Source organism: Panacibacter ginsenosidivorans (assembly GCF_007971225.1).
In the GTDB taxonomy this organism is placed as follows: Bacteria; Bacteroidota; Bacteroidia; order Chitinophagales; family Chitinophagaceae; genus Panacibacter; species Panacibacter ginsenosidivorans.
Genome location: NZ_CP042435.1, coordinates 2,412,248 through 2,425,705 on the forward strand (window position 1 = coordinate 2,412,248; position 13,458 = coordinate 2,425,705).

Consider the following 13,458-nt stretch of genomic DNA (forward strand, 5'->3'; position numbering starts at 1 on the left):
CTATCTGCATATGAAAAAGATCGGCATCCTTCACGGGCAGGAACGCACATTTCCTCAGGCATTTGTAGAACGGGTTAACAGCAAGAATGTAGAAGGTATTCATGCAGAGCCTGTTCGCATAGATAAGGTAATGCAGGGCGTGGCTACAGATTATGCTGTAATTATTGACCGCATAAGCCAGGATGTACCGTTTTACAGGGCCTACCTCAAAAATGCGGCGATCTGCGGTACGGCGGTTATCAACAACCCTTTCTGGTGGAGCGCTGATGAGAAATTCTTCAATAATTGTCTTGCGACAAAAATCAACGTGCCGGTTCCCAAAACTGTTATCCTTCCTTCGAGAGACTTACCCACAGATACTTCTGAAAATTCTTTCGCCAATCTTGCTTACCCGCTCGATTGGGAAAATATTTTTAAATACATCGGCTTTCCCGCATACATGAAACCCTTTGCCGGCGGCGGCTGGAAGAATGTGTACAAGCTAAACAGTGTAGAAGATTTTTTTGATAAACATGCAGAGACCGGTCAGCTGGTAATGCTGCTCCAGGAAGAAATTGTGTTCGATGAATATTACCGTTGTTATTGCATCGGCGGCAAATATGTGCGCATCATGCCTTACGAACCACGCAATCCGCATCACCTGCGTTATGTGGCAAGCTTCTCTCCTTCACCTGAGCGTTTGCAACAGATGGAAGAAATTGTATTGCGCATCAATAAATATTTAGGCTACGATTTCAATACAGTGGAATTAGCACTTCGTGATGGCGTTCCTTATGCCATTGATTTCTGTAACCCTGCGCCAGATGCGGATCGCAATAGCGTAGGCGAAGAAAATTTTGCCTGGGTGGTAGAAACGGCAGCCAATTATGCAATTGAAAAAGCTTTGACTTATGTAGAAGGAAAAGATAATCTTACCTGGGGTGAGTATATAAAGCGCGGTGCCAATAAAGAGCCATTATTTTGAGCCGGGCTTTTGAATAAGCATTAGACTTTTCTTGCGTCGCACTCTTGTGCGTTTAGTTCTTTTATCAATAAATAAAAAATCAGGTAGCCTTATGGCAAATCTCAGTTATAAACATTTTACTATTGGTGTGGAAGAAGAGTACATGGTGCTCGACCCGCAAACGCGTGAACTAAAAAGCCATGAGCAAAAGATCGTTACCGAGGGTCAAAAAGTTATTAAGGACAAAGTAAAGGCAGAAATGCACCAGGCTGTTGTAGAAGTAGGTACAGACATCTGCCAGGATATTGATGAAGCATATAAAGATGTGGCAACATTGCGTGGTACTATTTCACAAATTGCCGGTGATCTTGGATTATGGATCGGTGCTTCAGGTACACATCCATTCAGTCATTGGGAAAGCCAGTTGATAACAGATCATGTACGCTATAACCAAATTGTGAATGAGCTACAGGAAGCTGCAAGAAGTAATCTCATCTTTGGCTTGCATGTACATGTAGGCATGGAAGACCGTAAGATGGCTATTCATCTTGCCAATTCTGCAAGATATTTTTTACCGCATGTTTATGCATTAAGCACCAACTCCCCGTTCTGGGAAGCAAGAAAGACAGGCTATAAATCTTTTCGCACAAAAGTATTTGATAAGTTTCCACGCACCGGTATTCCCGATTATTTCGAAAGTATAGAAGCTTACGAGAGTTATGTAAACCTGCTTATCAAAACAAATTGTATAGATAATGCAAAAAAAATCTGGTGGGATCTTCGGGTGCATCCATTCTTCAATACAGTTGAGTTTCGTATTTGCGATGTACCAATGACTATTAATGAAACGATTGCTATTGCTGCATTGTTCCAGGCAATATGCGCTAAGCTCTATAAACTGCGCAGTCAGAATATGAATTTCATGATGTATCAAAGAGCTTTACTTAATGAAAATAAATGGCGTGCCAGCCGTTATGGCATTGATGGAACACTAATTGATTTTGGAAAAGAAAGTGAAGTAAACACACGTGTACTTATTTATGAGTTGCTCGATTTTGTTGACGATGTGGTAGATCAGTTGGGAAGCCGTCATGCAATAAATCTTGTGCATAAAATTCTTGAAAATGGTACAGGCGCAGACAGGCAGTTGGCTGCATATGAGCAAAACAACAGTCTTATAGATGTAGTTGATTATATACACGACCAGTTTTTAGTGCCCTGATATTAAATGGCTGTTTTCCCCCTGCTTAATGTTGCCTGTTCAAAAATTATTTTTGGCAGGCAACATTTTTTTTTAGGATGATGCATTTCACTGCGCAAAGAATTGATACGGCAGATATTTCCTTAGGACTACCATACAGTTTATTTAAGAAGGGAAATTGATTTGTTGTACCAGCACCAGAAGATGAATGGGACATTCGTTGCGTCGCACACTTGTACTGCAACAACACTTTTCATCACTAGCCCTTCTCTACCTTCAACATTCCCGGAATCTTCTTTACTGTAAAATATATAATCGTTAACAGCATTGCAAACGAAACGGTAAACATCCACGCCTGTATATGTTCTCTTGGTTCTGCAATATGACTGATGAATGTGTGTATTATATCCCCTGGGTTTGTGATAATATTCCAGCTATTATAACGTTTATAGCGGCCAAGAAAAATGCCATAGCTGCACAAAGTGATCAGCAACAAAGTAGATGGCAAACGCCATTTTCGTTTGATATGCTTTGCCAAAAATCTTTCAACCTGCATCAATGAAGTAATACATAAAGCAATGCCATTCCACGCACCAGAGATCACGATCAGCAGATCAAACCAATAAGGTATCAATGGTCTTTCTTCAAGATGAAAAATGTCCGTTATAATGTATGGTGCGTTTGGCAGAAACAACAGCCAGCAAAACAATAGCACACTTGCTTTAAGATTGAATTTTTTATACCGCTTTAACTGCCTGCTGAAAAACAAAGGAACAGTAGCCAGGAATAAATTCCATGGATAAAAAAAGTATTGCCTGTCATCTGTATACAGATAACGCAAAGTGACCATTACTACTGTAAACGTCATAGAAATAAAGATCATTTTCTCAAATTCACTCAGCTTACTCAATAATTTCTTTATCATAACAACTCCATAATTTTTGGAATAAAAATAATTGCCGCTATCACTACACTTATTATCGAAACCAATAACACTGCTCCGGCACTTATATCCTTAATATTCTTAATGGTAGGATGATAAGCTTCATGCACCATATCACATAATTTTTCAATAGCAGCATTGATCATCTCTAAGGAAATGACCGCAGCTATACATAGTAGTAACACTATCCATTCAATATTTGAAACATGTAAAACAAAACCTGCCATAACTGTGGCAATAGCCGCACCTAAATGAATTCTTCCATTTCTGTCATGCAGGAAAAATTGTTGTATGCCTTTCCATGCATGATAGAATGCTTTGAAGAAACTTCGTTTTTTGTTCATCCTGATAATGTTTATATAAATACCATCATTTATCATACTAATTTCAATTTTATTTTTTTAATTACTGTTTTATTTAACTACCTTTTTTGCAAACCACAACTGAATTAAATAATGCATCAATATCACTGCCATGCAGGCAACCCATACCATTAATATCATTGTTACAAGATTACTTTCCCTTACTTCTACTTCCTTTAATGAGCGCCCTACTGCTACATAACTAACCTGCGATGATGATGGTACAGATTCTACAACCATTGCCATACGCACACCTTTACGTGGTTGCCATGTAATATCATTTTCCCCGTTTGCTTTTGCGTGTTCAAAAACTCCTTTTGGTATCTGCGGCAGTTTTCCATCCAGCATACCTGTTGACCCGATCGGCTCACCGTTGCTGTTATAAAATGTCACAAATGTTCCAAGGCTACTTGAAATATCTATCGTGTCATCAGGTAACAAATGATCAATGTTATTGCTGTTAACTCTTGCGCTTATATCATGCGCCAGTTGCAGTTGCGGGTCATTGGCACCAGTACGATGCACTTGTTGTACAGTAGCATACATAGCCAGTAAAATGCCTGTAACAATAATTGCAGCTGCCATATGTGTAAGAATGGATACGCGTTTCATTTTCATATTTTTTTTGTGATAAAATAATTTTAATAATTATGAGACCGGCAGTATAGCTTCATGCATCTTCGTTGTGTCACTCACTTGTACAGTTGTATTTTTCATGGCAGCGCGGCTGAGAAACTGCCTTGTGTTTGCAACATTCTTTTGCATTAACTGTACCTGCTATACAACCGGTTACTCATAATAAACAATGCCCAAAATCAACATGTTTGTTAAGTGTTTAGGATTCTGCTTTTTGTCGCCAAATAAACAAACCGTACAAGTGTGCGACGCAAGCAGAGCATCATAGTAGTAATATTGTTGGGCTCATAAAATATTTTTACTACGCAACTTCCGTTTTGATATCCATTGCATCATTGCCATACCAGTTGATCTTTCTACTGGCATACATAGCAATTGCAAGCACGATGAACAAGGCCACGCTGCCAACAAGCAAGGCAGTATCTTCAAGGCTGATGAGCACATAATTGAATGCATACAAACTACCAAGCACCGCGGCAAAGAGACCTGCGATCTTCCATGTTTTGAAATGACTTTTTGCATACAGAGATATGAGCGAAACCGTTGCGGTGGCTGCAATAAGATAAGCAAGATCGAAATGAATAAATTCGCTGATGGAGAGTAGCAACGAATAAAATATAACAAGCGCTAAACCAACCAAAACATATTGCACGGGATGCACCGGTTTCTTCTGCATGATCTCTACAATAAAGAACAGTGAGAATGTAAGACCGATAAACATGATGGCATATTTGATACATCGTGTTGTTTTTGCATAATCATCTATCGGCTGCAGAATGCTTACACCAAAATCAACTTTACCTTTTATAGTATTACCATCATGCAGTATTGTCTGGAAAGGTAGATTGGCTTTGTTAAAGATCCACTTTGCGGTAAAGCCTGAATCATTCACATTGTGATCATTTGGAATAGTAGTGCCATCAAAAGAAGGGCTGGGCCATGTTGATTGCAAAGCAAAACTACTATTGCCTGCAGCAGGAATAAAATGCAAACGTCCGCTGCCTTTAATTTTAATGGAATAATTGAATGCAATACTATTTTGCAGATCTGCTTCTGATAAAGAAACTGGTACAGACAATCCGTTACTGTCTATATCGTTTGTTGGCAGGCCGGGCGACAATTCATAGTCTGTATTATTGAATTTTATAACGATCCTGTCTTCGATGCCTTTAAAATCACTGATACCAAAACAGAGTTTTGCGTCAGATAATTGTAAACCTGCAGTATCAACATCTTTGGGCAATTTAAAACTGAAACTTCCTTTGCCATTGATAACACTTTTATATAACAGCACTTTGTAAATAGAGCGTTGCCGATCTTCGGGAGTAATATCACCTTTTACATCAATGTTCTCTGGTAACATTGTAATATGCTGTGCAGCATTTTTGAAAGGAATGTATAGGTAAGGGCCACTAAGGAGTTGATTACCCGCCCAGCTATCGCTGGCTTCAGTGATAATTTTGTCTTTGCGTTCCTTTCGCTCTGTTACAAGGTCTGAAATAAAATAAGTTGGTATCAATAATACGAGGATCAGGACACCGGTAATAATTCCTTTGATCAAAGTTTTGTTTGACGAAGAGGGTTTAGGGTTGCGATAAGCCGAAGGCTCTGTTGTGTAATTGCTTTCCATATATGTGTCTATTTGAGTTTGTGAAAGAATATTCTCAGAAAAATAAGCGGTGAGTTTTTTGTGGCTTAATGCAATAGCTGCAAGTGAACAGGCGAATAGTGAAGCAGTACTTAGCCCTGCTGTTTGAAAAAAGTTTTGCCATGGCTCATTATCGTAATTAAAAGAGGTATCGAAAATGCCTGCTATTATACCATAGCCAAGTGTTATAAATAATTGAAGCGAGATCAGTGCGATGAATTTATACTGAACTTTTTTCAGCCATTTTTGTATAAGAGGAATGTAAATAAATAAAATGATAAACGCAGGGAAACTTCCGGCAAATGCAGCGATAGGTCCAAGAAAAAGCAACATTACAGCAGCTCCGGGTTCGTCAAAAATAAACCAGCTAAATCCACCGATCCCAAAACAGAGAGATGAGAGGAACCATATTCGTGCGGCCAATGTTGAAGATGTCATTTCGCCAATTTAAAAAGCACTTTGAATTTCAAAGTGAAAATATAAAAAAATTTACTTCGTCGATTTGATCATTTGCTCCAATGCTTCCAGGTGCAATTTGAATGCCTTCTCTCCTGCCTTTGTTGCTGCATAAGTTGTATTTGTTTTACGCCCGATAAATCCTTTATTCACTTTTACATAACCGATTTCTTCCAATGCCTTTATATGGCTTGCGAGGTTGCCATCAGTAACCTGTATCAATTCTTTCAACTGGTTAAAGTTTACTTCATCATTGACCATTACGGCACTCATGATGCCCAGCCTTACCCTGCTGTCAAAAGCTTTATTTAAATTTTCAATCGGATTCTTCATTACATTTCGTTTGTTATAGAACCACACTACACATTAGCATCAACACATTTTATTCGCTGGTACGCTCATATTTCCACCACATCAGTATACCGTATATTATATGCAACGCACCAAACCCCAGCGCCCAAAAATAAATACCATACCCAATATACCAGAGATTAATTATACCCAGCAGCAGCAGACCGTAAGAGAGATAACGCACCTCGTCCAACGTATACTTACTTGCATTCAAAACGGCAAGTCCATAAAAGATAAGACAACCAGGAGCAATATAACCATAGGCTTCATTCTCCATAAGTTTTAAAAGATAGATGCCACCAACGATCATTGGTATAGCAACGTTGATCAAAACTCTTTTAGCCATAGCGCCCCAAATTGGCGTGTTGGTCTTTTTGCTTCTTATATAAGTAAAAATAAAAGCGAGTATAAATGCAGCGATAAAAGTGAATACTGCAATTTGAAAAAGCTGATTCCCCATCCAGTCTCCTATGCTTATTGAATTATTACTGTCTTCCGGCATACTGCGCAGGTTGGTTACAGCATATTTGTTATTGTCAATAATACCATTCGCAAACCATGCACCTATCAATGCACAAATACCAGCAGCTATTCCACTCAACCCACTAAGACTTATGAAACGGCTGCTGCGTTCCATCATCTGTTTAATATCTTTCAGGGTATCTAAGTGAGGATTTTGGTCAGTCATAAAAGCACTTTGAAATTCAAAGTAAATACTCAAATCGTAAGTCACCAAATTTATTTTGAAGTTTTTTTTGAGCCGGGCTTTTATTTAACAATTAAGCTTCTGTTGCGTCGCACTCTTGTACAGGTGAATGGTGAGTAGTCAATGGTGAATAAAAATATCACAAGATTCCCCGGCCATTCATCATTGACGATTCACGTTCCGAACGTACAAGTGAGTGACACAACAGGCGATGCCATTATAATCTACAGCGCACTGCAAAAAATCTTAAGCAATTAATTGGTGCATTTGCCGTCATTAATCTGTTTCTTTGCAGCCGTTTATCAATCTTATTGCGCATGTGGTACAGACTGGGCCAATTTATACTGAAGTACAAAATTATTCTGCTGCTTTTGTTGCTTGCTTCAACGGTGTGGATGGGTTATAAAGCTAGCCACGTACAAATGGGTTATGATTTTGCAAAGGCCATTCCTGTTGATAATCCCAAATACAAAGACTTCCTGGCCTTTAAGAAAAAGTTTGGTGACGATGGCAACACAATGGTGCTGGGCATAGAAACGGATAAACTTTATACACCATCTGTATTCAACGCATTAGCCACCTTACAGAAAGATCTGAAAACTGTTTCGGGTGTAGAAGACATTATGGGCATACCTGAAATTGGCGCGCTGGTAAAAGAAGATTCCACAGAGAAGTTATCCTTTAAAAAAATATTTCATCTTCCATATACTTCACAGGTTGCACTTGACAGTGATAAAAATGTTTTCCTGAATTATCCTTTCTATAATGGCAAGCTTTACAATGCTGCAACCAATGCCTCATTGATGGCCGTGCGTTTGAACAAGGATACAGCCAACAGCAAATCACGCACAAGGCTTGTGAATGATATTCTTGACAAGGTGGAAATATTTCAACACAACACGAATATCATTGTTCACCTAAGTGGCTTACCTTATATAAGAACAAATGTTTCTGACAGAATTCAGAAAGAAATGTATTGGTTCCTCATCGGTTCGCTGGTGCTGTCTGCAATAACATTACTTATTTTCTTCCGCTCTTTCAGCGCTATGCTGATGAGTTTGCTGGTGGTGATCATGGGTGTTGTATGGAGTTTGGGCACCATGGTGCTGTTTGATTATAAGATAACATTGCTTACCGCATTAATTCCACCACTGATCGTTGTTATCGGCGTTCCCAACTGTATTTATTTTTTGAATAAATACCATACATCTTATCGTGATACCAATGACAAACAGGAAGCACTGAGAACAATGGTGGGGCGCATGGGTGTTGTTACGCTCTTTTGTAATATAGCGGCAGCAATAGGTTTTGCCGTTTTTGCATTTACAGAAAGCGCTTTATTGAAAGAGTTTGGTGTAGTATCTGGTATCAATATCATGATGCTTTTTGTGATTTCGCTGATCTTTATTCCATCTGTATTAAGTTTTTTACCGGCACCCAAAAGCAAGCATGTAAAATATCTGGACAATAAATTTTTAGAAAAGATATTAGTGCGCATAGAACGCTGGACCTTTCATCATGCAAAGACCATTTATCTTGTCACCGCCGTTATTTTGATCGCTGCTGTAATTGGTATCACCAGGCTAAAAAGCGAAGGCTATATTGTAGATGATCTTCCAAAGAATGATAAGATCTATACCGACCTGAAATGGTTTGAAAAGAATTTCGATGGCATCATGCCGCTTGAAATAACAGTGGAAGCAAAAAAGAAAAACGGTCTTTTGAGATCACTCGAGCCAATTGAAAAGATAGATGCATTCTCGCAATACATTGCAGACAGGCCTGAAACTGCAAAACCACTTTCTTTTGTAGAAGGTTTGAAATTTGCCAAGCAGGCATATTACGATGGTGACAGTGTTAACTACACAACACCAACAGAATTTGACATGCCGTTAATGGGTAAATATTTAAAACAGGATAAAAAAGATACGGCCGCCAATAAAACAGGATTAAGCAATATGTTGCGTAGTTTTATTGACAGCAACAAGCAAACAGCACGCATCAGTGTAAACATGAAAGATATTGGCAGCGCAAAACTGCCGTTGCTGTTAAAAGATTTTGACTCTGTAGCAAAAGCAACATTCGATACTTCAAAATATAAAATTACGTTCACCGGTACCAGCGTAACATTTCTTGAAGGCACCAGTTTTATCATCAATGGTTTAAAAGAAAGCATCATGTGGGCATTCCTGCTCATCGCATTATGTATGCTTTATCTCTTTCGTTCTGCAAGAATTTTATTGTGCTCGCTTATACCCAATCTAGTGCCGCTGGTCATCACTGCAGGCGTAATGGGCTGGACAGGCATTGCACTGAAACCTTCTACTGTACTCATTTTCAGCGTAGCACTTGGCATTGTGATAGACGTAACCATACGTTTTCTTGTCAACTACAAACAGGAACTCCCGTTACGCAACGATGATGTGGAAGACACATTGATACAAACTATCCGCCACACCGGCATTAGCATCATTTACACATCGCTTGTGTTGATAGCAGGTTTTATAATTTTCTGTGTCAGTGATTTTGGCGGCACTAAAGCATTGGGCTGGCTCACTTCATTAACACTGTTAGTTGGTACTGTTACCAATCTTGTATTGCTGCCCGTATTGATCAATACATTGGTTAAGAAAAAGAAAAGCAAGTAATTTTTGAGCCAGGCTTTTGAATTGTTATGATGCTTTTGTTGCGTCGCACTCTTGTACGTTCAGCATATATTTCAACAAAAAACAGGAAGCTAAAAATATTTCTCTGCGTCTCTTCCCCGTTTGTGGTAAATAACCGGTAAATAAAATACATTCGTTGTATGTATAGTTATCTTAAAGCATTACATATCATTTTTGTAGTTACCTGGTTTGCCGGTATGTTTTATATGCCGCGCTTGTTTATTTACAGTACAGAAGCTGGCGAAAAAACAGAAATAGAATGCAATATCCTGCGTAGCCAGTTTAAGATCATGATGAGGCGCTTATGGTATGGTATTACATGGCCTTCTGCAATCCTTACATTGATCTTTGGGCCGCTGGTGATGTTTAATGCTGGCTGGAATAAACTCATACTGGAACCTGAAGGAAGATGGTTACTTATTAAACTGATCTTTGTTGTATTACTCTACGTTTATCATTTTACGCTGCATAAGATTTTTAAACAGGAAATGAATGGCATATACAAATACACATCACAGCAATTGCGAATGTGGAATGAAGTATCAACAGTTTTTCTTGTTGCCATCGTTACACTTGCCGTAGTAAAACAATCTGAAAGCTTCATCTGGTCACTTGCAGGATTGATAGGATTTATTATCGTACTGATGAGCGCTATAAAAATTTATAAGATCATTCGAACTAAAAAATAATTTAACTCACGTTGTATGAAAAATATATTGTTGCTTTTTGTAATTAGTTTTTTGCTTTTTTCCTGTTCGTCTAAAACTTCAGTTGACCTTATCGTTCATAATGGAATTGTTTATACTGTTGACAGCGGTTTCTCCACAGCGCAGGCATTTGCGGTGAAAGATGGCAAGATCGTAGAAGTAGGAAGCAATGAAGCAATACTCAATAACTATGAAGCAAAAGAAAAAGTTGATGCAGGTGGCAAAGCTGTTTACCCAGGTTTTATAGATGCACATGCACATTTTATAAGTTATGGTCAATCACTTTTTTCTGTGGACCTGTATGATTCCAAAAGTTTTGATGAAGTATTAGAGCGGGTTAAAAAATTTGCTGCGGAACATCCCAGCGAAACATGGATTCGTGGCCGCGGCTGGGACCAGAATAAATTTCCCGGCAAATCTTTTCCAACCAATGATTCACTAAATAAATACTTTCCTGATAAGCCCGTATTACTTGAACGTGTGGATGGGCATGCATATGTAGCCAATGCAAAAGCATTGGAGATTGCAAATGTGCATCCGGGTCAAACTATTAATGGCGGTTCTTTTGAAACATTTAATGGCAGGCTTACGGGTATTCTTGTAGATAATGCCGGAGATGTTATTGCTTCAAAAATTCCTTATCCTTCCAAAGAAGAAATGGAACGCTGGCTAATGGCTGCACAAAAAAATTGTTTTGAGCAAGGCCTCACTACCATTACAGAATGTGGTATAAGTTATCGTGCTGTTGACCTGCTCGATACCTTACAAAAAGAAGGCAAACTGGATATGCGTTTGTACATTATGCTCAGTGATGATAAAGTAAATTACGATAAATATCTTTCCAAAGGCCCATACAAAACAGACAAGCTTTTTGTAAAAGGTTTTAAAGTTTATGCGGATGGTGCATTGGGCAGCCGTGGTGCCTGTTTATTGCAGCCATATAGCGACAGGCCGAACTGGCACGGGTTTTTATTAAACACAAAATCACATTACGATTCTGTTGCAGCATTACTCGCCAATACAGATTTTCAAATGTGCACGCATGCTATTGGCGATAGCGCTAATCGTGAGATACTAAATGTGTACAACAAATACCTGAAAGGAAAGAATGATAAACGCTGGCGCATTGAACATGCACAGATCATTAATCAAAATGACTTTAATCTATTTGGCAATGCTTCTATCATTCCTTCTGTGCAGCCCACGCATGCAACGAGTGACATGTATTGGGCCGGCGAACGTCTTGGTACCGAAAGATTAAAAGGTGGTTATGCATTAAAACAATTGCTCCAACAGAATGGTTGGTTGCCACTTGGTACAGATTTTCCTGTAGAAGATATTAGTCCGTTCAAAACCTTTCTGGCTGCAGTTTTCAGGAAAGATGCAAAAAGCTATCCTGCAGGTGGTTTTCAAATGGAGAATGCGCTATCAAGAGAAGAAACGATTCGTGGCATGACCATCTGGGCTGCCAAAGCAGACTTTATGGAGAATGAAATCGGCAGTATTGAAACAGGCAAAAAAGCAGACTTTATTATTCTTGATAATGACCTTATGAAGGTGAATGAAACAGATGTACTGAATACAAAAGTTATCTCCACATACAGTAATGGCAAAAAAGTTTTTGGTAAATAATTTTTTTTGCTGCGCCATTTACAGAATGTAGAAGTGTGCGACGCAACAGCAGATGCTACAAGCTTTGCGGCCGGGATCTTAAAAATTTCCTAATCAAAACTTTGATTAGCAGCTTTTGCATATTTCAATACCTGGTCGTATTGTTCAGGTGTAAGATCGTTGTAGAAAAAATAAACGGGATCAACAGGCTGGCCACCTTTATGCACTTCATAATGACAATGCGGTCCGGTACTCTTACCCGTGCTTCCCACCCAACCTATTACTTCGCCGCGTTTTATTTGCTCACCAATATGCACCTTAATACGCACCATGTGGCCATATAAAGTTTCATAACTGTAACCATGATTGATGACAACATGATTGCCATAACCACCTGCATCGTACGAGGCTTCTTTTACCACGCCATTGGCAGTGGCATAAATGGGCGTGCCCTGTGTTGCAGCAAAATCAAGACCTGCATGAAATTTCGTGATCTTATAAACAGGATCTACACGATAACCAAAACCCGATGCAATATGCCGCAGATCTTTATTACTTACAGGTTGTATCGCAGGGATAGCAGCCAGCAATTTTTCTTTGTCTTTTATCATTGCATCAATATCGCTATAGGATTTTTGCTGGTAAGCAACACGTAAACTCAATGTGTTCAGCTGCGTGGTTAAACTCTTCACCAGTTCTGTTTCGCCCATACTTTGCACCAATTGCACTTCTTTACTTTTTTCCATTTCTTTTAGCCTTGCACTATCAGGTATTGGTGTAGCTTCAAAAATAGCGCGGTATACATTGTTGTCGCGGTTTTCCAGTTCCAGCATTTGTTTCTGCAAATCATCGGTACGTTGTTGTAAAATAGAATATTGATCACGAAGGTCATCATTCTGTTTGCGCAATAAAATTTCTTTGGGCGATTCAATATATTCGAAAGCAATGGCAACAATAATTGCGGCAGCAACAAGCGTTGCAGCAATAAAACCAAATAATCGTAAAAGTCTTACCCGCAGTGGGGTTTCCAGCTTTTCATACCGGAGTGTATGTGTATTGTAGTAGTACTTTACTTTCTTCATTGAGCAAGCAAATATTTATGGGCCCAACTTATGAATAACTATTTAACTTTCGTTGCGTCGCACACTTGTGCATTTTTATCATTATTCAGCAGTTTGATCCGCACAACTTTAAACACTAAACATAAAACTGTAAACTTTCTTAATCT

Annotated in this window: 12 protein-coding genes; 5 read left to right on the forward strand and 7 right to left on the reverse strand. The window is 38.9% G+C overall.

The annotated features are described in order from the left end of the window. Positions 1–10 precede the first annotated feature (10 nt). Complete coding sequence (locus FRZ67_RS10100) at positions 11–964, forward strand: ATP-grasp domain-containing protein (RefSeq protein WP_147189431.1); 954 nt, start codon at positions 11–13, stop codon at positions 962–964. A gap of 91 nt (positions 965–1,055) precedes the next feature. Continuing rightward, on the forward strand, positions 1,056–2,165 hold the full coding sequence (locus FRZ67_RS10105; RefSeq protein ID WP_147189432.1) for a carboxylate-amine ligase: 1,110 nt from the start codon (positions 1,056–1,058) through the stop codon (positions 2,163–2,165). Between the two features lie 238 nt (positions 2,166–2,403). On the opposite strand, the gene FRZ67_RS10110 is transcribed toward FRZ67_RS10105, so the two are convergent. The 6 genes from FRZ67_RS10110 to FRZ67_RS10135 all read right to left on the reverse strand — a co-directional run bounded on the left by FRZ67_RS10110 (position 2,404) and on the right by FRZ67_RS10135 (position 7,228). After that, on the reverse strand, positions 2,404–3,069 hold the full coding sequence (locus FRZ67_RS10110) for a DUF1361 domain-containing protein (RefSeq protein WP_147189433.1): 666 nt from the start codon (positions 3,067–3,069) through the stop codon (positions 2,404–2,406). Then, entirely contained in the window at positions 3,066–3,431 is a 366-nt protein-coding gene (locus FRZ67_RS10115) for a diacylglycerol kinase family protein (RefSeq protein WP_147189434.1), read from the reverse strand. Before FRZ67_RS10115 ends, FRZ67_RS10110 begins: the two co-directional genes overlap by 4 nt. 69 nt (positions 3,432–3,500) lie before the next feature. After that, positions 3,501–4,061: a hypothetical protein gene (locus tag FRZ67_RS10120; protein WP_147189435.1), complete on the reverse strand. Its 561-nt coding sequence runs from the start codon at positions 4,059–4,061 to the stop codon at positions 3,501–3,503. Positions 4,062–4,386: 325 nt separating this feature from the next. After that, on the reverse strand, positions 4,387–6,171 hold the full coding sequence (creD, locus tag FRZ67_RS10125; protein ID WP_147189436.1) for a cell envelope integrity protein CreD: 1,785 nt from the start codon (positions 6,169–6,171) through the stop codon (positions 4,387–4,389). Positions 6,172–6,222: 51 nt separating this feature from the next. Then, entirely contained in the window at positions 6,223–6,522 is a 300-nt protein-coding gene (locus FRZ67_RS10130; RefSeq protein WP_147189437.1) for a winged helix-turn-helix domain-containing protein, read from the reverse strand. Between the two features lie 49 nt (positions 6,523–6,571). Then, positions 6,572–7,228, reverse strand: a complete 657-nt coding sequence (locus FRZ67_RS10135) for a hypothetical protein (RefSeq protein WP_147189438.1) — start codon at positions 7,226–7,228, stop codon at positions 6,572–6,574. Positions 7,229–7,563: 335 nt separating this feature from the next. On the opposite strand from FRZ67_RS10135, the gene FRZ67_RS10140 reads away from it, so the two are divergent. From FRZ67_RS10140 to FRZ67_RS10150, 3 genes are all read left to right on the forward strand, one after another. Next, positions 7,564–9,894: an efflux RND transporter permease subunit gene (locus FRZ67_RS10140; RefSeq protein ID WP_147189439.1), complete on the forward strand. Its 2,331-nt coding sequence runs from the start codon at positions 7,564–7,566 to the stop codon at positions 9,892–9,894. Between the two features lie 158 nt (positions 9,895–10,052). Beyond that, a complete protein-coding gene (locus tag FRZ67_RS10145) occupies positions 10,053–10,601 on the forward strand; it encodes a CopD family protein (protein WP_147189440.1) in 549 nt (182 codons plus the stop codon). Positions 10,602–10,616: 15 nt separating this feature from the next. Beyond that, on the forward strand, positions 10,617–12,251 hold the full coding sequence (locus FRZ67_RS10150) for an amidohydrolase (protein ID WP_147189441.1): 1,635 nt from the start codon (positions 10,617–10,619) through the stop codon (positions 12,249–12,251). Positions 12,252–12,340: 89 nt separating this feature from the next. Here FRZ67_RS10150 and FRZ67_RS10155 read toward each other — a convergent pair whose 3' ends face one another. Further along, positions 12,341–13,312 (reverse strand): M23 family metallopeptidase, encoded by a 972-nt coding sequence (locus FRZ67_RS10155; RefSeq protein WP_147189442.1) that lies wholly within the window; start codon positions 13,310–13,312, stop codon positions 12,341–12,343. Between the last annotated feature and the right edge of the window lie 146 nt (positions 13,313–13,458).

Excerpts from the sequence above, each read along its gene's own strand:
- FRZ67_RS10100 (WP_147189431.1), top strand. The coding sequence starts at position 11 with ATGAAAAAGATCGGCATCCTTCACGGGCAGGAACGCACATTTCCTCAG.
- FRZ67_RS10105 (WP_147189432.1), top strand. The coding sequence starts at position 1,056 with ATGGCAAATCTCAGTTATAAACATTTTACTATTGGTGTGGAAGAAGAG.
- FRZ67_RS10110 (WP_147189433.1), bottom strand. The coding sequence starts at position 3,069 with ATGATAAAGAAATTATTGAGTAAGCTGAGTGAATTTGAGAAAATGATC.
- FRZ67_RS10115 (WP_147189434.1), bottom strand. The coding sequence starts at position 3,431 with ATGAACAAAAAACGAAGTTTCTTCAAAGCATTCTATCATGCATGGAAA.
- FRZ67_RS10120 (WP_147189435.1), bottom strand. The coding sequence starts at position 4,061 with ATGAAACGCGTATCCATTCTTACACATATGGCAGCTGCAATTATTGTT.
- creD (WP_147189436.1), bottom strand. The coding sequence starts at position 6,171 with ATGACATCTTCAACATTGGCCGCACGAATATGGTTCCTCTCATCTCTC.
- FRZ67_RS10130 (WP_147189437.1), bottom strand. The coding sequence starts at position 6,522 with ATGAAGAATCCGATTGAAAATTTAAATAAAGCTTTTGACAGCAGGGTA.
- FRZ67_RS10135 (WP_147189438.1), bottom strand. The coding sequence starts at position 7,228 with ATGACTGACCAAAATCCTCACTTAGATACCCTGAAAGATATTAAACAG.
- FRZ67_RS10140 (WP_147189439.1), top strand. The coding sequence starts at position 7,564 with ATGTGGTACAGACTGGGCCAATTTATACTGAAGTACAAAATTATTCTG.
- FRZ67_RS10145 (WP_147189440.1), top strand. The coding sequence starts at position 10,053 with ATGTATAGTTATCTTAAAGCATTACATATCATTTTTGTAGTTACCTGG.
- FRZ67_RS10150 (WP_147189441.1), top strand. The coding sequence starts at position 10,617 with ATGAAAAATATATTGTTGCTTTTTGTAATTAGTTTTTTGCTTTTTTCC.
- FRZ67_RS10155 (WP_147189442.1), bottom strand. The coding sequence starts at position 13,312 with ATGAAGAAAGTAAAGTACTACTACAATACACATACACTCCGGTATGAA.